We start from the raw sequence: 21131 nt of genomic DNA on the forward strand, positions 1-21131 counted from the left end.
CGCTAAGAAGCTGGCCCCGCGAAGGCAAGATCAGGCCCCGGCGGGCGTGCCCCGGAGGTGCGCAGCAGGCGCTCAGCGTCGGTAGCAGTCTGCTCGCTACCCTCCAGCGCTGGCCCCGTGCGACGGACCCAGCGCCCCTCCTTAGCAGGTCCGAGGATGGCGTCAGCGGTGCGGCACAGCGCGGTCCCGCCATCGCGTCCGAAGTAGCAAAGGTAACCTGTGTTGGTGTTTTCTCAGGAGGCGTCATGACGGAGATCGCGGAATCCTCGCGCAGCCCATACAAAGTGAAACTGGTACGGGGTCCGTTCCTGCGCCTGGAACCGCACCCGGAGGAGTGCGGGGATGACACGGCCTTCTTGCACTACGCCGAGCAGCTGCGTTCGGAAGGAAAGCTGCTGGCAGCCGACCTGTTCTGCGGAGCCGGCGGTCTGAGTTACGGCCTGCAGTCTGCCGGGTTCCGTGTCGTCCTGTCCGCCGACCACGACCGTGAGGCTCTGGAGACGCACCGGCACCACTTCGGCGGGCTCACCTTGGACTGGGACCTGGGCGATGCGGACCGTGTCAAGCATGTGGCCGAGCTAGTCAAGCAGGCCGGTATCACCCTGCTCTCCGGCGGGCCACCATGCCAGCCGTTCTCCAAGGCGGGACGCTACAAGATCAGACATCGCGTGCGAGAAGGGCAGCGTGACCCCTATGACGAGCGCCGGGACCTTTGGCGCTCATTCTTGGAGGTTGTCCGTCTCGCCCTGCCGCCTGCCGTCGTCATGGAGAACGTTCCAGACATGGCACTCGACCGTGAAATGTTCATTTTGCGGACGATGGTCCATGAATTGGAGTCCCTGGGATACGCCGTCGAGGAGCGTGTCGTTGATACCTGGCGCTATGGCGTGCCGCAGTTCCGACAGCGGCTGATACTAGTAGCCCTGCGCGACGGGCATCATTTCGAATGGCCCGATGAGACTCCGGACAAGGTCACGGTATGGAACGCCATCGGGGATCTGCCTGAGGTCGAGGGTGGTTGGCGCCCAGAGGGTGGCGCGCACGGATGGAAAGAGTACGCACAACCCCTCACCCGCTTCCAAAAGAAAATGCGCCAGCAGGTACCGAGCACAGACGCGGGCAAGGTTTTCGACCACATCACGCGACCAGTTCGAGAAGATGATGAAATCGCATTCGAGTCCATGTCTACTAGCACCCGGTACTCGGACCTCCCCGAGGAATTGAAGCGTTATCGGGACGACATTTTTCGCGATAAATACAAGCGTCTTGACGAAGACGGCCTGTCGCGAACTATCACAGCCCATATCGCTAAGGACGGATACTGGTACATCCATCCCCGGCAGAACCGCACACTGACCGTTCGCGAAGCGGCCCGCTTGCAGACGTTCCCGGATGGATTCCGCTTTGCGGGCCCCCCCTCAGCCGCATTCCGGCAGGTCGGTAACGCTGTGCCTCCGTTCCTAGGCGAGCATCTCGGCGGTGCAGTCATGGCTGCCCTAGACGAAGCGCGACCTGCCGGGCCGACCACCCAGCACATCGCCGAAACCTTGGCCACCTGGTTCACAAGCCTGTCGCATCGCAATCTCCCATGGCTCACGGCCTCATCGCGCTGGCAGGTCATCTCTGCAGAGATCCTGCTGGACAGAATGCCACCTCAACAGTCCCGCCCCCTCTGGCCATTGCTAGCGCGCTGGACCACGCCTAACGACACACTCACCGCAGAGAAGGAACTACTTGAGATTTCCCGATGGATCGGTCGGGAGAAGCGTGGCGAGCAACTTCTCGCTGTAGCCACCGAACTCGTCGGCGCTCCTCACATGCTTTCCGATGATGAGTTGCTGCCCAAAGTTGCCGGCATCAGCCAGGCCGTGGCCGACCTGGCCATTCTGACCGTACCCGTCAGCGCTAACGACGATCAGGCGGATGGAGGCGATGATTCCGAGTCGGAAGAACCAGTGCTCGCACGCCAGGGGGTTCTTCGTGTCGCTGCGCGGATGTCCGGTGAAGACGTCCACCGGCGCAACCGTCTGACCGACGGACGCCTAGCCGTGGCACGCCTGATCGGTTACGGCGCAAACGCCCGCAACGCGCATCTGGGACTGCTCGAGCTCGCCACCAGCCTCTGCCGACCCGCTGACCCGCTGTGCGTCGAATGCCCGCTGCAGAAGCTATGCGCTGGCTCTAAAGCCGAAGAGCAGAAACAACAACTTCTCTACTGAGAGCACCGGTTGGTGGCTCACGTGTTCAATCCCAGCACCTGAGCCACCGCAGGGGCTTCCCTCTCAAGGACCGCCACGATGCGCAGCAAGGCTGCGTACTCCCCCGCTTGCATCGACGCGGCACGAAGCGCTAGCCCGGCATCTTTCATCGCGGCCGCTTCCTGTGATTCAGGACCATTCCATGCCGCCTGACGAGGCAAAGAGGGAACAGCAGTTCCGATTCCTGTGCCACGAGCAGTGTTGCGGTACGCCTCGTCCGCTCGGCTGCACAACTCGTTGATCGGCCGCTCAAGCATCTGGCGCAGCTGAATCGGGACGGTTACGCGAACCTTAGCAACGTTGATATTGAATGCGCCGTCTAGATCTGTGTCAAAGTCCAATGAAGCGCGAGCCAACTTGGTGTGTTCGTCGATGCCACGAATGCCGTTCCAGCCACCCCATTGCACGAGGCGATCTGCTCGATAGATGTAAAGTCCCTGCTGGCGGTTCCACTTCAATGGACCTGACAGGCGCTCAAATTGTTCTGGTGAGCTAAAATTCTCCTTGGCGGGCAGCACGTAGCGATTCATTTGCACAGTTCCGCTGACTTTCCCTATGGTTACTTCGAACCGTTGGCTGGGAAGGTCCGTGCGTGCAGGCTCGTGCGGGGCGAAGGGGTTCCACGGCTCAACCTCTTCACCGTTGACCGTGATGATGATCCTTCGTCCGCTGCCAGTTCCCTCAAGGAAGCGGTGAAAGACCATACCGAGGTGCGCAGCCGTGCGTTTGGCCATGGCATCCAGTCTCCGACGCGCCCAGCCGCCTTCGGGTCGGCTTTCTGGCAGAACCCGGTCCAGCTTGTCCCAGACGACCACCGTGCCGGTTGCCTCAGTGAGGTAGGCAACTGCACGATGAGGCAGGCCCTCACGCCCGGGGCGCAGAACCACCCATTGGTCCGATTCCGAGACCACGTCGAGATCGAGGGTACGGATGTACAGACGAGGTACATTGACCGACGTTCGCGTAGCAACGCTGACAGCACGGCACTGGGACAGCGATGCTGTTTTCAACCCCAGCCCGTAGCGCCCAAGTTCCCCTTGCGCGTAGTCGCGTCTACTCCCGTACCGGAGCGCTTCCGTCAACTGACTTTCACTCATGCCAGCGCCGTCGTCAGCAATCAGAACGTACGAGTCGGGGCCGTCAAACTCTATGAAGATGTCTACATGATCGGCGCCTGCAGAAACGCTGTTGTCGACAAGATCTGCAACGGCGGCAGGGAAGTCGTAACCGATATCCCGCAACGACTCGGTGAGACGAGCCGCGGAGGGGGTGATGCTCTCAAACTTCGGTGGAGTCATAGATCAGGTGCTCCGAGACGTAGACGAGGGCGTCCAGGATCCCACACCACACCATCAGACATGCCGTGGGCCCGGGTTGCGAGGACTCACCGTAGTCGCGGGACCGGGACGAGACCGATGCCGGCGGGAAAACGGCTGGTCGGCAGCGCTCCGAATGGGAGAGCACTGACCGCCCCCCATCAGGGCACATCACGGTCGGCACTTCACATCGCGCAGAAAGCAGAGATCCCCCTATCCGCGAAGCGCACTTGCCGCGATCCGTCTTCGACGGCTGAGTGAAGTCTTCGCCGTCAACGGGAGTTAGGACTTGTCCGGCCGATCATGGGTGCGGGCTGTCGGGCATGATGCCCGGGTGAGCATCATCGTGAAGTTCTTCGTGGCGCCGGACGACACGTCAGCGAGCCTGGCCCTCCAGTCTGGGCCGGGACGGGCATTCGAGTCGCTCTCCTTCGGCAACTTCGATCCCGAAGAGGCCGTGGTCGAGTGGGAATGCCTTCTGACCGGCGGCACCTTTGAGGAACTCGTCGAAGCCGGTGAGCCTCGCATCGTCGCCGGCCAGGGCAGTGACAGGTGCGTCGTCTTCGCGCTCTCGCCTCGCCTGTCCACTGCGCTCGCGGACGCCACGCACTCCAGGTTGAGGGACCAACTCGCTTTGGAAGGAGCGATTGCATGACAGACCGACTGCTGACCGTGGGCCAGGCCGCCGAGCTCCTGGGCACCACTGAGCGGTTCCCTCGTCGGCTCATCGCCGAACGCCGGATCGTGTTCCTCAAAGGTAGGGCGTCATGTCCGCATCCCCGAAAGGGCCTTGGAGGAGTTCGTCGCTGCCCATACCGTCCAGCCGATCGTCGCTCGTCGCCGATTCGGGGCGGTGGCCTGATGGCGAACACCAAAGGGAAGCGTCGTCGTTTCGGTGCAGTGCGCAAGCTGCCGTCGGGGCGGTTCCAGGCTCGCTACCAGGGGCCGGACGGCCTGACACGATCGGCTCCCGAGACGTTCGCCTCGCAGACCGATGCCGATCGGTGGCTCGTCCGCAAGGAAGCGGAGATCATCGACGGCAAGTGGAAGAACCTGGACGACAAGGTTCTCTTCGGGGTGTACGCCGACGCCTGGTTCAAGGAACGCGACTACGCGGCGACCACCCGCGAACGTAACGGCAGCGCGCTGCGACTTCACATCCTGCCGACTTTCGCGGACGTTGTCCTGAGTGAGATCACGACACCGCAGATCCGCCGCTGGCGTGCCGGCCTCCTGGAGTCCGGTGTCGGTGAGCCGACGGTCGCCAAGGCGTACCAGATCCTCCGCGCCATCATGAACACCGCGGTCGACGACGAGCTGATCCAGCGCAACCCCTGCCGCATCAAGGGCGCCGGAGCAGCCAAGACGGCCGAGCGGCCGTTCCTCGACGTCACCGAGGTCTTCCAGCTCGCCGACGCCGTGCCGGCGCGCTTCCGGGTGCTCATCCTGCTGGCGGCCTTCACCGGTCTCCGCTTCGGAGAGCTCGCCGCGCTTCAGCGCCATGACGTCGACCTCGACCGGCGAACCGTCGCCGTACGGCGTTCGCTGGCCGAGACCCGTACCGACGGCATCCTGGTCAAGACGCCCAAGAGCGCGGCCGGTGTGCGCACCGTCGCCTTCCCGGCCTCGCTGGCGGAAGTTCTGGCCACTCATCTCGCCGTCTACGCCGAGCCTGGTCGGACCGGGCTGGTCTTCACCGGAGCCCGCGGTGGGCAGCTGCGCCGGAACAACTTCCGCCGACTGTGGCTGCGGGCCCTGAAGACCACCGGGCTCAAAGACGTCCACTTCCACGATCTGCGCCACACCGGGAACACCCTCGCCGCGACCGGCGGCGCCACGACGCGTGAGCTGATGCAGCGGATGGGGCACTCGTCGGTGCGGGCCGCGCTGATCTATCAGCACCTGGTGAACGGGCGTGACCACGCCATCGCCGCCCACGTCGACGAGCAGATCAAGAAAGTCCGGCCGGGCGAGTCCGGCGACGCTTCTGGCACGTAACTGGCACGGCGCCCCTCCCCCGCCTCCACGGCCGAAGAACGAACAAGGCCCAGGCTCCCGGTTCAGTACCGGTGACCTGGGCCTTTGTCGTGCTACCTGCTGGTGGGCGCGGACGGTTTCGAACCGCCGACATCTGCTTTGTAAGAGCAGCGCTCTACCCCTGAGCTACGCGCCCGTGCAAGGAAGCAACAGCGTACATGGCCCACGGGTGGGTCCCGCAAACCGATACGGGGCGGGGGGTAGCCCCACCACGGGACGGTGGGTCGCCGGATCGTCGGGGGGTGTGAGGCGTCCCTATCGTGGGGGCACAGTCAGCGCTTCACCTGGGGGTTCGATCGTCATGGCAGCTCGCCGCCGCATCCGCATGCTCCTCGCCTCGGGCGGGGCCGTCGTCGTCGCTCTCGGGGTGGCGGGGTGCGGGTCCGCGGACGTCGAGGGGGCGCCCGTGGAGTCGAAGAACTTCGCCCTCTCCGGGACGACCCTCACCATCGACTCCGACGACTCCGACCTGGAGATCGTGCCCGCCGACGTCCAGGACGTCCGCGTCAGCCGGCAGGTCGACGGGTGGGTGTTCATGGGCGACGGCCCCGACGCGACCTGGCGGATGGCCGACGGCCGGCTCACCCTCCGGCTGAACTGCGACGCGCTCGCGTCCAGCTGCGGGGCCGTCCACCGCATCCAGGTGCCGCGCGGTGTCTCCGTGAATGTGGAGGACGACAACGGCAAGGTGACCGCCGAGGGCTTCGCCACCCCTCTGAAGATCCGGTCCGACAACGGTGACGTCGTCGTCCGCCGCGCCACCGGCGCGCTCGACCTGGGGAGCGGCAACGGCAATGTCGTCGTCGAGGACGCCTCGAACTCCACCGACGTCGCCGCCCGCACCGACAACGGGGACGTGCGGCTCGCGCTGGGCGCCGTACCGAGGCGGGTCGAGGCGGTCACCGACAACGGCAACATCGACATCGCGCTGCCCCGTGCCACCTACGACGTGGACGGTCGAAGCGACAACGGAGACGTCCGGATCGACGTGCCGACCGCGAAGGGCGGCGGGCACGTCGTGACCGCGCGCAGCGACAACGGAGAAGTCACCGTCCGTGCGGTGAACTGATCGGCCCGTGTGTTCGTCCTTACCCGGTGGGAGAATGAACCGAACCGGACACGGCGGACACGGGAGTGGGAGTGGCGGCGACTCACACGAGGGGCAGTGCGACGCGTGCCGTGTCCGGGGAGCGCCCGGCGGCCTCCGCGGGGGCGGGTCGCGGCGTGCTGCGGCTCATGGTGGCGCTGCCGCTGCTGGGTCTCGCGCTGCTGCCCGGCGCCTTCGCCGGTGGTGGCACGCGGCGCTGGTTCGGCGGGCGCGGGGAGAGTCAGCGGGCCGAGGCCCAGGCCGCGAAGGACGACGCCGCCGCCGCGTTCTACGAACTCGACACCGCCCAGCGCGATCTGCGGATCTCGATCGAGACCATCACGGCCGTCGACGACTCGCCCGGCGCCCGCCGGGCCGTCGAGGAGTTCGGCGCGCTGGGGCGGCGGATCGACGAGGTGAGCCACGCCTACATCACGGCCGTCGACGCCCACGATCTCGACCGGGACGAGCTGGACGCGGCCACCGCCGTCCGGGCCCGCGGCGAGCTGACCCGCGCCAAGGACGAGCTCGTCCGGGTCAAGGGGGAGCTGGAGCGCTTCGAGCAGGGCCTCGGGCCGCTGCTGGACAAGGCCGAGACGCAGCTGGCCCGGCTCGCCCCCGCCGTGGAGCGGGCCCGGCAGGCGCTGCGGGGCGCGAGCACCGCGCTCGACGCGGTACGGGAGTCCGGGCTCCGTGCCGACGACCTCGCCGCCCGGCTCGCGGCCCTCGGGCCCGAGCTGACCCGGCTCAACGAGGGCGCCGGCCGGCACGGCGTCGCCGAGACCCTCCAGCGCGCCGACCAGGTCCTGCGGGACGCGGAGGCGGTCCGCACCGAGGCCGAGCGGCTGCCCGAGCGGGCGGCCGAGACGGACAAGCGCCTGGTGTCGCTGCGTACGCGCGCCCAGGCCCTCACCACCCGGGCCGGTGCCGTCGAGCCGGTGCTCTCGGAGCTCCGGCGCCGTTTCTCGGCCGCCTGCTGGCAGGACCTCCAGCACGTTCCGGACCAGGCCGCCGAGACCGGGCGGCAGGCCGAGGAGAAGCTGCGGGAGGCCGCGGCGGCCCGGGCCGAGCAGCGGTGGCCGGATGCCACCAGCCTCCTCGCCACCGCCCGGGCCCTGCTGAACAGCACCGACGAGGCCGTGTCCGCCGCCGGCGACCGGCTGCGGAGGCTCGACGCGGTCGCCAAGGACCCGAAGCAGGAGATCGACCGCACGCGGTTCGCGGTGCGCGACGCCCAGCGCCTGGCCATGGACGGCCGCACCACCCCCGATCCGCGGCACGCCCGCCCGCTCGACGACGCCGTCGGCCGGCTCGATCGCGCCGTCGAGGGTCTGGACAGCGGCCGGCACCCCGACTACTGGCACTTCCTGACCGAGCTGGAGGCCGTCCGCGCGACCGCCGCGCGCGTCGTCGAACAGATCCGTGAGGAGCGGGGCGCCGGCCACCACTGAGACGCTCCCTGGACGGCCTCGCACGTGTGCCGGGGCCGTGGCGCCCGCTAGCCTGGGCCCATGCCTCGCTACGAATACCGCTGCCGGACCTGCGGCGACACGTTCGAACTGAACCGGCCGATGGCCGAGTCGTCCGCGCCCGCCTCCTGCCCCGACGGGCACGACGACACCGTCAAGCTGCTCTCGGCCGTCGCCGTCGGCGGCACCGCGAAGGGCGGCGCCGCGCCCTCCGGCGGGGGTGGGGGCGGCTGCTGCGGTGGCGGCTGCTGCGGCTGACCGCGCCGGCGCCCGACGGAGCACCCCGGCCGCCGGCCGTACGGCCGTCCCGGCCGGGGCGCGCCCTCAGCTGCCCAGGTACCGGAGGACCGCCAGCACCCGCTTGCTGTAGCCCTCGCCGCCCTCGCCGCGGCCGGTCAGCTCCAGCTTGTCGAAGATCGCGTTGATGTGTTTCTCCACGGCGCTCTGAGACACGTGCAGCCGGGCCGCGATCGTCGCGTTCGTGTGCCCCTGTGCCATCGCCGCAAGCACCTCGCCCTCGCGCGGGGTCAGGCGGGACAGCGGGTCGGTGTGGGAGGAGCGGACGAGCAGGCGGCGGACGACCTCCGGGTCGAAGGCGGTGCGGCCCTCCCCCACCCGTTCCAGGGCGTCCAGGAACTCGTCGACCTGCGCCACCCGGTCCTTGAGCAGGTAGCCGACCGCGCCCGTGTCGCCGGTGAGCAGCTCGGTCGCGTAGCGCCGCTCCACGTACTGCGAGAGCACGAGCACCCCGACCTCGGGGCTGCTCCGCCGGATCTCCAGGGCTGCCCGCAGGCCCTCGTCGGTGTGGGTCGGGGGCATCCGGACGTCGGCGACGACCACGTCCGGCGGGTCCGCGCGGACCGCGGCGAGGAGTTCGACCGCGTTGCCGACGGCCGCCGTCACCTCGTGGCCCTCCTCCACCAGGAGCCGCACGAGCCCCTCGCGCAGCAGGGTCGAGTCCTCCGCGAGGATCACACGCACGGCAGCTCCGCCCTGATGACCGTCGGGCCGCCGACGGGGCTGTCGACCGCGAGTCGTCCGTCCAGGGCAGCGGCCCGGCTCGCCAGGCCAGCCAGGCCGCTTCCGGAGGCGTCCGCCCCGCCGGTTCCGTCGTCGCTCACGCGTACGTTCAACTCCTGCTCCTCCAACGAGACATGGATGTCGATGCGGGTCGCCCCCGCATGCTTGGCGACATTGGTGACGGCCTCCGAGACGACGAAGTAGGCGACGGTCTCGACCGCTCTCGGCAGGTGCCGCGGCACCTCGTAGACGAGGCCGACGGGGAGCGGGCCGCGTTCCGCGACCGTCTCCAGGGCGGCCCGCAGGCCCGACTCGTCCAGCACGGCCGGGTAGACCCGCCAGGCCACCTCGCGGAGTTCTGCCAGGGCGCGCCGGCTCTCGTCGTGGGCCTGGAGGAGCAGTGCGTCGGCGCCTTCCGGATCGCGGCCGCGCAGCCGGCGGGCCCGGCCGAGGAGCATGCCGAGGGCGACGAGCCGCTGCTGCACCCCGTCGTGGAGGTCGCGCTCGATGCGGCGGCGCTCGTCGTGCACGGCGTCCATGACCTCCGCGCGGCTGGTGGCGAGTTGGGCGATCCGCGCCTCCAGTGCCTCGGCGAGGCTGGGGCCGAGGAAGCGGCGGGCCAACTGGCCTTCCAGGGAGGCGACTCCGAGGGCGCCCTGGACGGAGAGGAAGAGCAGGAAGAGCCCTCCGAGGCTGCCGAGGGCGACCAGTCCGGGGAAGGCGATGTCGGTGACCAGCCAGCCCCAGAGGATGAAGGTGCCGAACCCGATCCCGTAGCCGGCGCAGACGAGGACGACGCCGCCGAGGACTCCGAGCGTCCAGCGGGCGCAGAGGTAGCGGAGGGCGGCCGCGTCGTCCTGGCCGCTGGGGAGCCGGACGTCGAGGAAGCGGTCGAGCCGTCGCCGTTCCAGGGCGACGAGGCCGCGGGCGGCGGCGGCGGCGCGGCGCAGGACGGCGCGCCGGCCGTGCGGCCAGGGAAGGACGGGCAGCAGGGCGAGGACGGTGGCGACCAGGCCGAGGAGCTCGGCCACGGCGGTGGCGGCGCCGAGGGCGAGCCCGGCGGCCGTCCGCAGCAGGCGCGCGGTGTGCCCGGCGAGAGTACTCATGATCGGTCACGCTAGCCGCAGGCGCCGTGTGTGCGCACTGCGGTTGTCCACACCTTGTCGTGCGGTCGCCATCAGTCCGCGGTGGGCTCCCGATTCCTAGCGTGGAGGCCATGGAGACCTGGATCAACGACCTCATGGAGACGCTCGGCGCCCCGGGTGCGGGCATCGCCGTAGCGCTGGAGAACCTGTTCCCGCCGATTCCGAGCGAGGTGATCCTGCCGCTGGCGGGGTTCGCCTCGGCGAACGGGCGGATGGACCTGATCGCCGCACTGCTGTGGACGACGCTCGGTTCGGTCGTCGGCGCGCTGGCGCTGTACGGGGTGGGGGCGCTGTTCGGCCGGGAGCGGACCCTCGCGATCGCGGCGAGGCTGCCGCTGGTCAAGGTCGCGGACATCGAGCGCACGGAGGCGTGGTTCCTGCGGCACGGCACCAAGGCGGTGTTCTTCGGCCGGATGGTGCCGATCTTCCGCAGTCTGGTGTCGGTGCCCGCGGGCGTCGAGCGTATGCCGCTGCCGGTGTTCCTCGTCCTGACCACGCTGGGCAGCGCGTTGTGGAACACCGCCTTCGTGTCGGCCGGTTACGTGCTGGGTGACAACTGGGAGGAGGTCACCGGGTACGTGTCGGTCTACTCGAAGGCGGTGCTCGTGGTCGCGGCGGGCGCGGTGCTGTGGTTCCTGGGGCTGCGGTTGCTCAGGCCCGGTCGGGGAGTGCGGCGGGGGAACCGTTGAGCGAGGTGACGGTCTGCGGGGGCACGGTCGAGCGGTGGGCCCGTACCGCCGCGAGGAGGCGGCGCAGGATCTCCTCGCCGGCCGCGACACCCCGCTCGCCGAGGGCGTCGAGGTGGGGTGCGGTCCACTGCGTGTCGGCGAGTTCGCCGTGTCCGGGGCGCCAGGCCCGGTCGGCGGCGAGGAGCAGGTCGGCGTCGAGGAGGGAGTCGCCCGCGGCCAGGGTGAGGGTGGCGCCGGCGCGGCGGGCGACCTCGCGCATCGCGGCGCTCTTGGTGAGCGGCTTGGGCACGGCGTAGACCTTGCGGCCCTGGAGCGACACGGTCCAGCCGCGGCCGTCGGCCCACTCGCCGAAGCGCCGGAGCCACTCGTCGGGCAGGCGCTCGCGCTCGACGACGAGGTAGGCGAAGAGGTCTTCGGCGACCCGGTGCTTGCGCACCCAGGAGAGGTCGGTGGTGGCGGTGAAGTAGGCGCGGATCTCGGCGAGGGGCGCGCACTCGTCGGCGAGCCGGCGCACGACCGCCGCGTGCCAGTCGGGGTCGCTGACGCCGTCGACGAGGATGTGGCCGCCGTTGGCGCAGATCGCGTACGTCGGGGCGGGTCCGGGGAGCTGGATGCGCTGGTACTGCTTGCGCGTGCGGGTCGTGGTGGGGACGAAGACGGCCTCGGTGGCCAGCTCCTCCAGGAGTACGGCGGCGTCCTCGGTCATGAAGGACAGCGGCTTGCTCTCGTGCACCTCGATGCTGAGCAGCCGGGGCGCCTGCGCGTCGGGCATGCCGAGGGCGAGGGCGGCCGTGGAGTAGATGAGGGTCCGGTCGAGGTCGCTGGCGACCATGATGGTGGCGCTCACTGGGAGACCACCGCCTTCCCGTCGGCGCCGGTGGCGCCCCGCGTGTACTGAGGGTGGATCAGTCCCACGCAGGTGTACGGGAGTTCGTCGACCTCCTCGACGGGCACCCCTCGCTGTTCGGCGAGCAGGCGTACGTGGGCGAGGTCGGCGCCGGCGCCGCGCTGGGCGAGGATCTTCCAGGGGACGCGGCGCAGCAGGACCCGGGTGGTCTCACCGACACCCGGCTTGACCAGGTTGACGTCGTGGATGCCGTACTCCTCGCTGATCCGCTCGACGGCTGCCCAGCCCTCCCAGGTGGGGGTCCGGTCGGCGCTCAGCAGCTCCTTGACCTCGGCGTCGACGGAGTCGGCGACCTCGTCGAAGCGTACGGTGACGGCGTCCAGGAAGTCGTTCGACACATCGGCGCCGGCCAGCTCGCGGTAGAACTTCCCGCCGTGGAAGTCGTCGGGGCCGACCAGGTCGGCGCGCAGCACGGTGCGCGATATGAGGCCGGAGACGGTGGAGTTGAGGCAGGCGGAGGGGATGAGGAAGTCCTCGCGGGTGCCGTAGGTGCGCACGCAGGAGCCGGGGTCGGCGAGGACCGCGATCTCCGGGTCGAAGGCCGGGCCGCCGTGCTTCTCCCGGTGGGCGTCCAGGGCCTCGGCGAGTTCGCGGGTGATGGCGCCCTTGCCGGTCCAGCCGTCGACGAAGACGACGTCGGCGGGGTCGTGGTGGGCGGCGAGCCAGCGCAGTGCGTTGGTGTCGATGCCGCGGCCGCGGACGATGGAGACGGCGTAGTGCGGCAGGTCGAGGCCGTGGCGCGCCTGGGCCCAGCGGCGCATGAGGACGCCGACGGGGGTGCCGGCGCGGGCGAGCGAGACGAGGACGGGGGTGCCGGGGCGTTCGGCGAGCACGGTCTCGGTGACGGTGCCGACGGCGCGGGCGATCCGGGCGGCGGAGGTCTCCAGGGCCGCCTGGAACAGCTCCTGGTACCGGGCGCTGGGCTGGTACTCGACGGGCAGCGACTCGGCGTAGTGGGCGCCGCCGCTCTGGATGGCCTCCTCGCGCTCCTCGGTCGGAGCCTCCAGCTCGACGTCCGAGAGGTCCTGGAGCAGCCAGCCGACCTCCTCGGGGGCGTACGAGGAGAAGGCGGGGCCGCGGAGGGGCTCGGGCAGCATGGAGCTCCTTTCGGGAGCTTCGGTGGCGGGAGCGGGCACGTACGAGGGGACGACGGCCAGGACCACGTGCGGGACGTGGGCGGCGAGCTGGGCCAGCAGGCCGTCGGGGGCGTGCAGGTCGGGGGTGTCGGCGACGGAGTCGACGACGGCGACGACGGCGTCGAAGCCGGCTCCCGCGACGTTGTAGGCGTAGCGCTCGCCGGGTCCGTCGGCGGGGGCGTCGTGGGCCGGGAAGACGAGCCGGGTGCGGATGGCGTAGCCGGGGTCGTCGACGGCGAGGACGGGCGAGCGGGTGGTGGTGGAGTACGCGACGTCGTGTCCGGTCCGCTCCAGTTCGGTGCCGAGCCGCAGCGGGGCGTACATGAGCTCCTCGAAGCCGAGGACGAGCACGCGGGGCCGCGGCGCGCCGGGGGCCTGGGGCAGCGCCTCGGCGACCTGGGCGGCCAGTGCGGGCAGGGCGGCCTCCAGGCGGGCGCGGTGCTCGGGGGTGAAGCCGTGGCGGCCGCCGTCCGGGACGCCCTCGGGCCAGTCCAGGACGACGCGGGAGGCGGCGGCGCGGGGCGCGGGGGCCGGGGCGGGCGCGGTCTCGTGGCGGGCGACGAGCTCCTGGCCCTTCTCCAGGACGCCGTCGGGCAGGGTGACGGTGCCCGCGGCGAGGGTGAGGAGGTCCACGCGGGCGCCGATCTCGGCGGCGAAGGCGGTGAGCCGGTCGCGGTCGGCGGGGGTGCGCATGTCGACGAGGGCGACGATCACGTAGCGGTCGCGCGGGTAGCGCGCGTGCAGGTCGCGGATGGTGTTGAGGACGGTGTTCCCGGTGGAGAACTCGTCGTCGACGAGGACCAGGGGTCCGTCGCCGGCGAGCAGCTTGGGGTCCTCGGGGAGGAGCAGGTGCGAGGTGGCGTGCGAGTGGGACTCCTCGAAGCCGCCGGCGGGGGCGACACCGTCCACCGGCCGGCGGGTGGAGTGGAGGTAGGGGGCGAGGCCCAGGCCGTCGGCGACGCTGTGGCCGAGGCCGGTCGCGGTCTCCGCGTAGCCGAGGACGACGGAGCGCGCCGCGTCCTCGTCGCCGAGCAGGTCGCGTACCCGTACGCCCAGGGCGTGGCCGGCGTCGCGGACCACGGAGGGGCGCTGGGGCACGTGCTTGCCCAGCACGTTGGAGACGAGCAGATGGGCTCGCCTGGGGTTGCGGCGCAGTGCGAGGCCAAGGAGGCCCGGAAGCTGCTCGTCGCCGTTCAGTTCGACGCCGAGCCGCTCTGCGACCCACGTTCCCGACCACACCACGTCTTGGTTCACCTTCCGTCAGCCGGACAGTCCGGCGGTGAGCAGATCCACGAAGCCGACGTCCTCCTTGGCGACGCCGAACACCTCGGCGCGCAGGAGGGTGCGCTCGGCCCACGCGCGATGCGGCTTCACTTCATTCATTTTGTTCGTATATGCCGACCGCAGCACCCCGCCGCCGCCCTGCTCCGGACGCAGGATGTCCTGGGCGTCACTGAACTCCTCGTGGCTGACCACGGAGAGTGCGTGGACCGGGGTGACGTGGGTGGGGTGGATGCAGGTCTTGCCGAGCAGTCCGTTGGCCCGGTCGAGTTCGATCTCGCGGAGCAGTCCGTCGAGGTCGTGCTCGATGAGGGCGGTGCGCAGGTCCTCGGCGCGGCCCTCCAGGAAGGGGCTGCGGCGCAGCTGGGGCTTGAACATGCGCTCGCCGAGCCGGAAGTACTCCCAGACGGGGCCGGTGATCGTGAAGCCGGTGCCGTCGGACCGGCCGAGGACGTTGACGACGTCGGCGATGACGTGGGCGACGAGCCGGACGTCGTAGGCCGTCATGTCGGGCGAGCGGCGCAGTCCGTACGCGGAGCAGAAGTCGGTGACGCCGAGGCGCAGGGCCAGGACGCGGTCGCGGTGCTCGTTCACGAGCGTGGCGATGCCGGCGAGGGTGGCGGCGCGGGTCTCCAGGTGCAGGAGCTCGGGCGACTCGAGGACGGGCATGGCGAAAAGTCGCCGTCCGCAGGCGGTCTCGGCGGTGGTGAGGGCGTCGAGGAAGGCACGCCCGCGGGGCTCGTCGAACTTCGGCAGGACGAAGCCAGAGAGCAGGCGGACGGTGTCGCCGAGGCGGGCGGTCAGGTCGGGGATCTGGCCGGGCTCGCGGACCCGGATGAAGAGCAGCGGCAGGTCCTCCGGAGCACCGGTCTCGCCGGTGGCGAGCTGGGCGAACTGCTCGACGAGGTTGGCCTCGGCGGCCTCGACGTCGGCGTCCGCGATGGAGTCCTCCAGGCAGAGCACCATGGAGACGACCCCGCGGGCGGCCTGTTTGCGCACGTCATCGGCGAGGCGCGGCCGGGTGGCCGGGCTGTAGAGGGTGGCGCCCAGGGCGACGGCGAGGATGTTCGCGGGCGAGTCGGCCGTGAACTCGGCCGGCTCCTGGTGGAACAGCCCTGCCCGCGCGGCGGACGGGATGTGCCCGAAATGACGCAAGATAACTCCCCCGACTGCTGCTGCGGGCCCTGAAGACATGTGGCCGGTAATAGTACGTAGGTGTGGGTGTCCTTAGTTCCCTTCGCGCATGAAATCCAGGTAACTCATCCGCATCCACTGCATCTCCCCCGGATCGGTACGGGCCCCCGCGTTGTCCCTGGCCGGGCGGGGAAGGCAGGATGACGCCCATGACGCACGCGATGCTGAAGGGCTCCAACGTCCCTCTCGACACCGCGGCCGTACGGGCCGTGCTCCGCTGGACCCCGGGCCCCGGGGTCCCCGACGTGGATGCCTCGGCCCTGCTCCTCGGCGCAGACGGGCGGGTGCGGTCCGACGAGGACTTCGTCTTCTACAACCAGCCGCGCCACCCTTCGGGCCTGGTGCGGCGGCTGCCGAAGAAGCGGGTGGCCGAGGGCCTGACCGACACGGTCGAGGCCGATCTCGGCGGACTCGACCCCTCGGTCGACCAGGTGGTGATCGCCGCCTCCTCGGACGGCGACACCTTCCGTTCCGTCCGTGACCTGCGGATCCTGGTGTACGACGCGGTCTCGTCGGAGCAGGACCCGCTCGCCGTCTTCGACGTGACGGCGGAGACGGGCGAGGAGACGGCGATCATCTGCGGCGAGCTGTACCGGCGCGGGGACGCGTGGAAGTTCCGCGCGGTGGGACAGGGCTACCCGACGGGTCTCGTGGGGCTCGCCACCGACTTCGGGATCTCGGTCGACGAGGCCGCGGACGAGGCAGCGGCGCTCGCGCAGGACCCGGACCCGGGGCAGGACCTCGACGCGACCGTGGCGCACGTGCCCGGCCCGTCGCCGGCTCCGGCCGCCGTGCCGCCCCGGCCGTCCGCTCCCCCGGCCTACGGCTACCCGCAGCCCGGCGAGGGCACCGGTCCCGCGTACGGCTACCCGCAGCCGGCCTCGCCCCAGCCCGCGTACGGCTATCCGCAGCCCGCGGCGGCCGCCGCGCCCGCCCCCGACCCGAATTTCCGGATGCCGCCGATGGGCCCGCAGTTCGTCCGTCCGTAAGTCCACGGGTCACGCCTTGGTCTTGTAGCCGCGTCCCCACTGCAGGCCCCAGCCGTACAGCCGGTCCAGTTCCGCCTGGAAGCCGTAGACGAACTTGACCTCGCGGCGGACGACCAGCTCCTCCTTGACCCGCTCCACCGTGAAGACGGCGCAGGAGCGGGCCTGCGGGGCGCGCTCGTCGAGTTCGATCTCGACCCGCGGGCCGTTGCTCGGGTAGAGCGTGACCTTCGCGTGCGTGCGGTCGAAGGCGGGCGTCTGGTCGTAGATGTAGACGAAGAACAGCAGCCGCTTGATCGCGTCCCGGTGGTCGAGGTTGACGAAGATCGTCTCGCCGGACGAGCCGCCGAAGCGGTCGTCGCCGCTGAGGTTCACGTACGGCGGCGAGTTCAGGGAGCCGAAGAAGCCGCCCAGCGGCTGTACGACGCCCTTGCTGCCGTCCGCGAGCTCGTACATGCAGCCGAGGTCCAGGTCGACGTTGACCACGCCCTGGGTGTGCGCCTGGACGACCTCGGGCTTGAAGAGCTTCGAGGGGTGGCGCAGCAGCCGGCCGCTCTGCCGGGAGCGGCCCTCGATGTCCGAGGTGCGCATCCGCCAGGAGAGGTTGACCCGGAGGTTGCCGGTGGCCGCGCCCTGCTTGGTGAGCGAGACCGCCGGACGGCGCTTGGTCAGTTCGATCGCGTTGGTCGAGGCGCTGCCCGAGTCGAACTGCGCCACCCTGCCCGGAAACAGGCCGTCCCAGAAGGCCATGCGTCCCCACCCCCCACTCGTGACTGGTCCCCGCCGACAGGGCGGGGACACGCGACGGGGCGGCCGGGTGCACCGGCCGCCCCGCAGTGAAGCGTTCCTCGTTGCCGGGGGTGTCACACCCCGGACGAGACCTCGGTCTTGTCGTCCGAGGCGTCAGCTTTTCCCTCGGCCGCCGCGATCGCCTTGTTGCGGCGGACGGAGGACCAGAAGGACCAGCCGATCAGTGCGACACCGATGAGGCCGGTGACGACCTCGGGGATCTCGTACTGGATGGTGACCATGAGGATCACGGCGAGCGCGCCGATGGCGTAGTGGGCGCCGTGCTCCAGGTAGACGTAGTCGTCCAGGGTGCCCTGGCGGACCAGGTAGACCGTGAGCGAACGGACGTACATGGCGCCGACGCCGAGGCCGAGCGCCATCAGGACGATGTCGTTGGTGATGGCGAAGGCGCCGATGACGCCGTCGAACGAGAACGACGCGTCGAGGACCTCGAGGTAGAGGAACATGAAGAAGGCGGCCTTGCCGGCCAGCTGCACGGCGGAGACCTTCTTGCCGCTGCGCTTGGCCTCCTCCTCCGCCTCGTGCTCGCGCTCTTCCTCCTCCTCGAGCTTGTTCTCGAAGTAGCCGGAGAGACCGCCGACCACGAGGTAGGTGATCAGACCGGCGATGCCGGAGATGAGGACCGTCTGCGCCTTGTCGACGTGCGCGCCACCGTGCTGGTGGGCGTGGGTCGCGAAGGTCATCGAGCTGACCAGCAGGACGATGAGGGCGATGCAGACCGACAGCATGTCGACCTTGCCCAGCTTGGCGAGCGGACGCTCGATCCAGCGCAGCCACTGGATGTCACGGTCCTCGAAGATGAAGTCGAGGAAGATCATCAACAGGAACATGCCACCGAAGGCCGCGATCGACGGGTGTGCGTCGGTCACGAGCTCCTGGTAGCGGTCGGCATCGTTGAGTGCCAGGTCGACGGCCTCGATGGGCCCGATCTTGGCGCTGATGGCGACGATCACGACGGGGAAGACCAGCCGCATGCCGAAAACGGCGATGAGCACACCGATCGTGAGGAAGATCTTCTGCCAGAAGGCATTCATCTTCTTCAGGATTCCGGCGTTGACCACCGCATTGTCGAAGGACAGCGAGATCTCGAGGACGCAGAGGATCGCGACGATCCCGAACGCTTCCCACCCCCCGTAGAGCACCGCTGCGACCAGGCCGAGCGCCGTAATGGCAAACGACCAGCCGAAGGTTTTCAGAACCACTGGCTACCCCATCGTGTTATGTACGCGGCTTTACGAAACGTTGACCCCGAAGTCTAGAGCGATGCCCCGGAGCCCGGACGCGTACCCCTGTCCCACCGCCCGGAACTTCCACTCGCCCCCGTAGCGGTACAGCTCGCCGAAGATCATCGCGGTCTCCGTCGAGGCGTCCTCGGAGAGGTCGTAGCGCGCGAGTTCCTGTCCGTCGGCCTGATTCACCACGCGGATGAAAGCATTGCTGACCTGGCCGAAGGTCTGGCCCCGATTGTCGGCGTCGTGGATCGAGACGGGGAAGACGATCTTGTCGCAGTGGGCCGGCACCCGGTTGAGATCGACGATCAGCGACTCGTCGTCGCCGTCACCCTCGCCGGTGAGGTTGTCGCCGGTGTGTTCGACGGAGCCCTCGGGGCTCTTGAGGTTGTTGTAGAAGACGAAGAACTCGTCCCCGAGCACGCGACCCGCCTGGCACAGCAGCGCGCTGGCGTCGAGGTCGAAGGGCGCGCCGGTGGTGGAGCGCGCGTCCCAGCCGAGGCCGACCAGCACCTGGGTCAGGTTGGGTGCGGCCTTGGAGAGGGAGACGTTGCCTCCCTTGGCGAGCGTGACGCCCATGATGTGGTTCCTCCCCGGTGAGAACTGCTGCGTGCGGGCCCGTGCGCGCGCGACCGGCCGGTGACGCGCGTACGGCCGATGAGGCACGTCCGGCGCCGCACGGAGAGTGCGGCGCCGGACGGGGTCGGTGCGTGGCTCAGACGTTGACGCCGAAGTCCTGCGCGATGCCGCGGAGCCCGGAGGCGTAGCCCTGGCCGACCGCGCGGAACTTCCACTCCGCGCCGTTGCGGTACAGCTCGCCGAAGACCATCGCGGTCTCGGTCGAGGCGTCCTCGGAGAGGTCGTACCGGGCGATCTCGGCACCGCCGGCCTGGTTCACGACGCGGATGAACGCGTTGCGGACCTGGCCGAAGGACTGCTGGCGGTTCTCGGCGTCGTAGATCGACACCGGGAAGACGATCTTGGCTACATCGGCGGGCACCGTGGCCAGGCTGACCTTGACCTGCTCGTCGTCGCCCTCGCCCTCGCCGGTGAGGTTGTCACCGGTGTGCTCGACCGAGCCGTCGGCGCTCTTCAGGTTGTTGAAGAACACGAAGTCCTGGTCGTTGCGGACCTTGCCCTCCGCGCTGACCAGAATGGCGCTGGCGTCGAGGTCGAAGTCCGTCCCGGTGGTGGTGCGGACGTCCCAGCCGAGACCGACGGTGACGTCGGTCAGGCCAGGGGCCTCCTTGGTCAGCGAGACGTTGCCGCCCTTGCTGAGGCTGACTCCCACGAGTCCCTCCATGTGGTTTTCAGGGGCAGCGCCCCCGTCGTGCGTTGGCATCGGATCAACGAGTGGATCCTAGTGACGGGTTCCCGGCCTGGACAGGCGATTCGCCCCGATGTTCCGCAGGTGTCGACGGCTGCGGGGCGGGCCGGGGGGCCGTCCGGTGGACCGGCGGGCCTCAGAGGGTGTCGAGGGCCTTGAGGTAGTCGTTCAGGTCGCGGGCGTCCGGCAGGGCGTTGACGACGCTCCAGCGGACCACGCCGTCCTTGTCGATGATGAAGGTGCCGCGCACGGCGCAGCCCTTCTCCTCGTCGAAGACGCCGTAGGCGCGGGACGCCTCGCCGTGCTTCCAGAAGTCGGAGAGGAGCGGGTACTCCAGGCCCTCCTGCTCGGCGAAGATGCGCAGGGTGTGGATGGAGTCGTTGGAGACGGCGAGCAGCTGGGTGTCGTCGTTGACGAACTTCGGCAGGTTGTCGCGCAGCTCGCACAGTTCGCCCGTGCAGACGCCGGTGAAGGCGAAGGGGTAGAAGAGCAGGACGACGTTCTTCTCGCCCTTGTAGTCCGAGAGCCGGACGGTGCGGCCGTGGTTGTCCTTGAGCTCGAACTCGGGGGCCTTGGTGCCGACCTCGATCGCCATGACGTACGCGTCCCTCCACTGGACCGAACAGGTGAGGCACCAGCCTACGCAAGGGACCCCCGCCGGCGGTGCCGGCGGGGGTCCCTGCTGCTGTGGGGTCAGCGCTTGGGCGCCACCAGGCGGCTCCCCGCCCAGTCCTTGGCGACGCTGACGCTCTTGGTCTGGGAGAGACCGGCGGTCTGCGCGGCATCGCTGATGTCGCTCGGCTCGATGTAGCCGTCGCGGCCGGTCTTCGGAGTCAGCAGCCAGATCACGCCGCCGTCCTCCAGAAGACCGATGGTGTCCACCAGTGCGTCGGTGAGGTCTCCGTCCTCGTCGCGGAACCAGAGCACGACGGCGTCGGCGACGTCGTCGTAGTCCTCGTCCACCAGGTCCGACCCGATGATGGACTCGATGCCTTCACGGAGATCGAAGTCGACGTCTTCGTCGTAACCGATCTCCTGGACCACCTGTCCGGGCTCGAACCCCAGCCTCGCTGCCGGGTTGGTCCGCTCCTCCGCGTGGTCCGCGGTCGCGCTCACGGCTTGCCTCCTGATCATGTATCGGAAAATGCTTCGGCCACGCGCGTACGCGCGGCGCTGGCCGTAGTCCACACGGGCTGGGCGGATCGCGCAAGTACCCGGCCGTCGAGACCGCCGAAACGGT

20 protein-coding genes, 1 tRNA gene and 1 pseudogene are annotated in these 21131 nt (G+C 69.5%); 9 read left to right on the plus strand and 13 right to left on the minus strand.

Annotated elements, in window-relative coordinates; translation table 11 throughout:
• The first annotated feature begins 245 nt into the window (after positions 1 to 245).
• Positions 246 to 2219, plus strand: coding sequence for a DNA cytosine methyltransferase (locus ACGFZF_RS02960; protein ID WP_393550747.1), 1974 nt, complete (start codon positions 246 to 248; stop codon positions 2217 to 2219).
• Between the two features lie 17 nt (positions 2220 to 2236).
• On the opposite strand, the gene ACGFZF_RS02965 is transcribed toward ACGFZF_RS02960, so the two are convergent.
• Entirely contained in the window at positions 2237 to 3556 is a 1320-nt protein-coding gene (locus ACGFZF_RS02965; RefSeq protein ID WP_393550748.1) for an ATP-binding protein, read from the minus strand.
• 352 nt (positions 3557 to 3908) lie between these two features.
• Here ACGFZF_RS02965 and ACGFZF_RS02970 point away from each other — a divergent pair, with 352 nt between their 5' ends.
• The 3 genes and pseudogenes from ACGFZF_RS02970 (at position 3909) to ACGFZF_RS02980 (ending at position 5572) form a co-directional block, all read left to right on the plus strand.
• Positions 3909 to 4229: a hypothetical protein gene (locus ACGFZF_RS02970; protein WP_393550749.1), complete on the plus strand. Its 321-nt coding sequence runs from the start codon at positions 3909 to 3911 to the stop codon at positions 4227 to 4229.
• A pseudogene (locus tag ACGFZF_RS02975) lies at positions 4226 to 4436 on the plus strand (excisionase family DNA-binding protein). The gene ACGFZF_RS02970 and the pseudogene ACGFZF_RS02975 overlap by 4 nt, the downstream one beginning before the upstream one ends.
• Positions 4436 to 5572: a tyrosine-type recombinase/integrase gene (locus ACGFZF_RS02980; RefSeq protein WP_393550750.1), complete on the plus strand. Its 1137-nt coding sequence runs from the start codon at positions 4436 to 4438 to the stop codon at positions 5570 to 5572. The pseudogene ACGFZF_RS02975 and the gene ACGFZF_RS02980 overlap by 1 nt, the downstream one beginning before the upstream one ends.
• 100 nt (positions 5573 to 5672) lie before the next feature.
• On the opposite strand, the gene ACGFZF_RS02985 is transcribed toward ACGFZF_RS02980, so the two are convergent.
• Positions 5673 to 5747: transfer RNA gene (locus tag ACGFZF_RS02985), tRNA-Val, on the minus strand.
• A gap of 165 nt (positions 5748 to 5912) precedes the next feature.
• Here ACGFZF_RS02985 and ACGFZF_RS02990 point away from each other — a divergent pair.
• The 3 genes from ACGFZF_RS02990 (at position 5913) to ACGFZF_RS03000 (ending at position 8425) form a co-directional block, all read left to right on the plus strand.
• A complete protein-coding gene (locus ACGFZF_RS02990; protein WP_393550751.1) occupies positions 5913 to 6680 on the plus strand; it encodes a DUF4097 family beta strand repeat-containing protein in 768 nt (255 codons plus the stop codon).
• Between the two features lie 71 nt (positions 6681 to 6751).
• Positions 6752 to 8149: a hypothetical protein gene (locus ACGFZF_RS02995; RefSeq protein WP_393550752.1), complete on the plus strand. Its 1398-nt coding sequence runs from the start codon at positions 6752 to 6754 to the stop codon at positions 8147 to 8149.
• Between the two features lie 60 nt (positions 8150 to 8209).
• Positions 8210 to 8425, plus strand: a complete 216-nt coding sequence (locus tag ACGFZF_RS03000; protein ID WP_393550753.1) for a zinc ribbon domain-containing protein — start codon at positions 8210 to 8212, stop codon at positions 8423 to 8425.
• A gap of 66 nt (positions 8426 to 8491) precedes the next feature.
• On the opposite strand, the gene ACGFZF_RS03005 is transcribed toward ACGFZF_RS03000, so the two are convergent.
• Positions 8492 to 9148 (minus strand): response regulator, encoded by a 657-nt coding sequence (locus tag ACGFZF_RS03005; RefSeq protein ID WP_393550754.1) that lies wholly within the window; start codon positions 9146 to 9148, stop codon positions 8492 to 8494.
• Entirely contained in the window at positions 9139 to 10293 is a 1155-nt protein-coding gene (locus ACGFZF_RS03010) for a sensor histidine kinase (protein WP_393550755.1), read from the minus strand. Before ACGFZF_RS03010 ends, ACGFZF_RS03005 begins: the two co-directional genes overlap by 10 nt.
• Before the next feature lie 110 nt (positions 10294 to 10403).
• On the opposite strand from ACGFZF_RS03010, the gene ACGFZF_RS03015 reads away from it, so the two are divergent.
• Positions 10404 to 11021, plus strand: a complete 618-nt coding sequence (locus tag ACGFZF_RS03015) for a DedA family protein (protein WP_393550756.1) — start codon at positions 10404 to 10406, stop codon at positions 11019 to 11021.
• On the opposite strand, the gene ACGFZF_RS03020 is transcribed toward ACGFZF_RS03015, so the two are convergent.
• The 3 genes from ACGFZF_RS03020 to ACGFZF_RS03030 are packed head-to-tail and all read right to left on the minus strand — an operon-like array spanning position 10984 to position 15500.
• Positions 10984 to 11853: an HAD family hydrolase gene (locus ACGFZF_RS03020; protein ID WP_393551009.1), complete on the minus strand. Its 870-nt coding sequence runs from the start codon at positions 11851 to 11853 to the stop codon at positions 10984 to 10986. The two genes, ACGFZF_RS03015 and ACGFZF_RS03020, sit on opposite strands and share 38 nt — an antisense overlap.
• A gap of 11 nt (positions 11854 to 11864) precedes the next feature.
• Positions 11865 to 14306, minus strand: coding sequence for a phosphoribosyltransferase (locus ACGFZF_RS03025; protein ID WP_393550757.1), 2442 nt, complete (start codon positions 14304 to 14306; stop codon positions 11865 to 11867).
• An 18-nt stretch (positions 14307 to 14324) separates the two neighbouring features.
• Positions 14325 to 15500: an HpcH/HpaI aldolase/citrate lyase family protein gene (locus ACGFZF_RS03030; protein WP_393550758.1), complete on the minus strand. Its 1176-nt coding sequence runs from the start codon at positions 15498 to 15500 to the stop codon at positions 14325 to 14327.
• A gap of 179 nt (positions 15501 to 15679) precedes the next feature.
• On the opposite strand from ACGFZF_RS03030, the gene ACGFZF_RS03035 reads away from it, so the two are divergent.
• Entirely contained in the window at positions 15680 to 16528 is an 849-nt protein-coding gene (locus tag ACGFZF_RS03035) for a TerD family protein (protein ID WP_393550759.1), read from the plus strand.
• Between the two features lie 9 nt (positions 16529 to 16537).
• Here the strand turns inward: ACGFZF_RS03035 and ACGFZF_RS03040 are convergent, their stop codons facing one another.
• The 6 genes from ACGFZF_RS03040 to ACGFZF_RS03065 all read right to left on the minus strand — a co-directional run bounded on the left by ACGFZF_RS03040 (position 16538) and on the right by ACGFZF_RS03065 (position 21007).
• On the minus strand, positions 16538 to 17275 hold the full coding sequence (locus ACGFZF_RS03040; RefSeq protein ID WP_393550760.1) for a Tellurium resistance: 738 nt from the start codon (positions 17273 to 17275) through the stop codon (positions 16538 to 16540).
• A 113-nt stretch (positions 17276 to 17388) separates the two neighbouring features.
• A complete protein-coding gene (locus ACGFZF_RS03045) occupies positions 17389 to 18537 on the minus strand; it encodes a DUF475 domain-containing protein (RefSeq protein ID WP_393550761.1) in 1149 nt (382 codons plus the stop codon).
• A gap of 30 nt (positions 18538 to 18567) precedes the next feature.
• A complete protein-coding gene (locus ACGFZF_RS03050; RefSeq protein ID WP_356598402.1) occupies positions 18568 to 19143 on the minus strand; it encodes a TerD family protein in 576 nt (191 codons plus the stop codon).
• A gap of 136 nt (positions 19144 to 19279) precedes the next feature.
• A complete protein-coding gene (locus tag ACGFZF_RS03055; protein WP_356598404.1) occupies positions 19280 to 19855 on the minus strand; it encodes a TerD family protein in 576 nt (191 codons plus the stop codon).
• A gap of 172 nt (positions 19856 to 20027) precedes the next feature.
• Entirely contained in the window at positions 20028 to 20486 is a 459-nt protein-coding gene (locus tag ACGFZF_RS03060; RefSeq protein ID WP_393550762.1) for a peroxiredoxin, read from the minus strand.
• A gap of 98 nt (positions 20487 to 20584) precedes the next feature.
• Positions 20585 to 21007 carry a DUF3052 domain-containing protein gene (locus ACGFZF_RS03065; protein ID WP_147977839.1) on the minus strand — a complete coding sequence of 141 codons (423 nt, stop codon included), beginning with the start codon at positions 21005 to 21007 and terminating at the stop codon, positions 20585 to 20587.
• Between the last annotated feature and the right edge of the window lie 124 nt (positions 21008 to 21131).

Origin of the sequence: Streptomyces sp. NPDC048338 (assembly GCF_043201055.1) — a bacterium.
GTDB lineage: Bacteria > Actinomycetota > Actinomycetes > Streptomycetales > Streptomycetaceae > Streptomyces.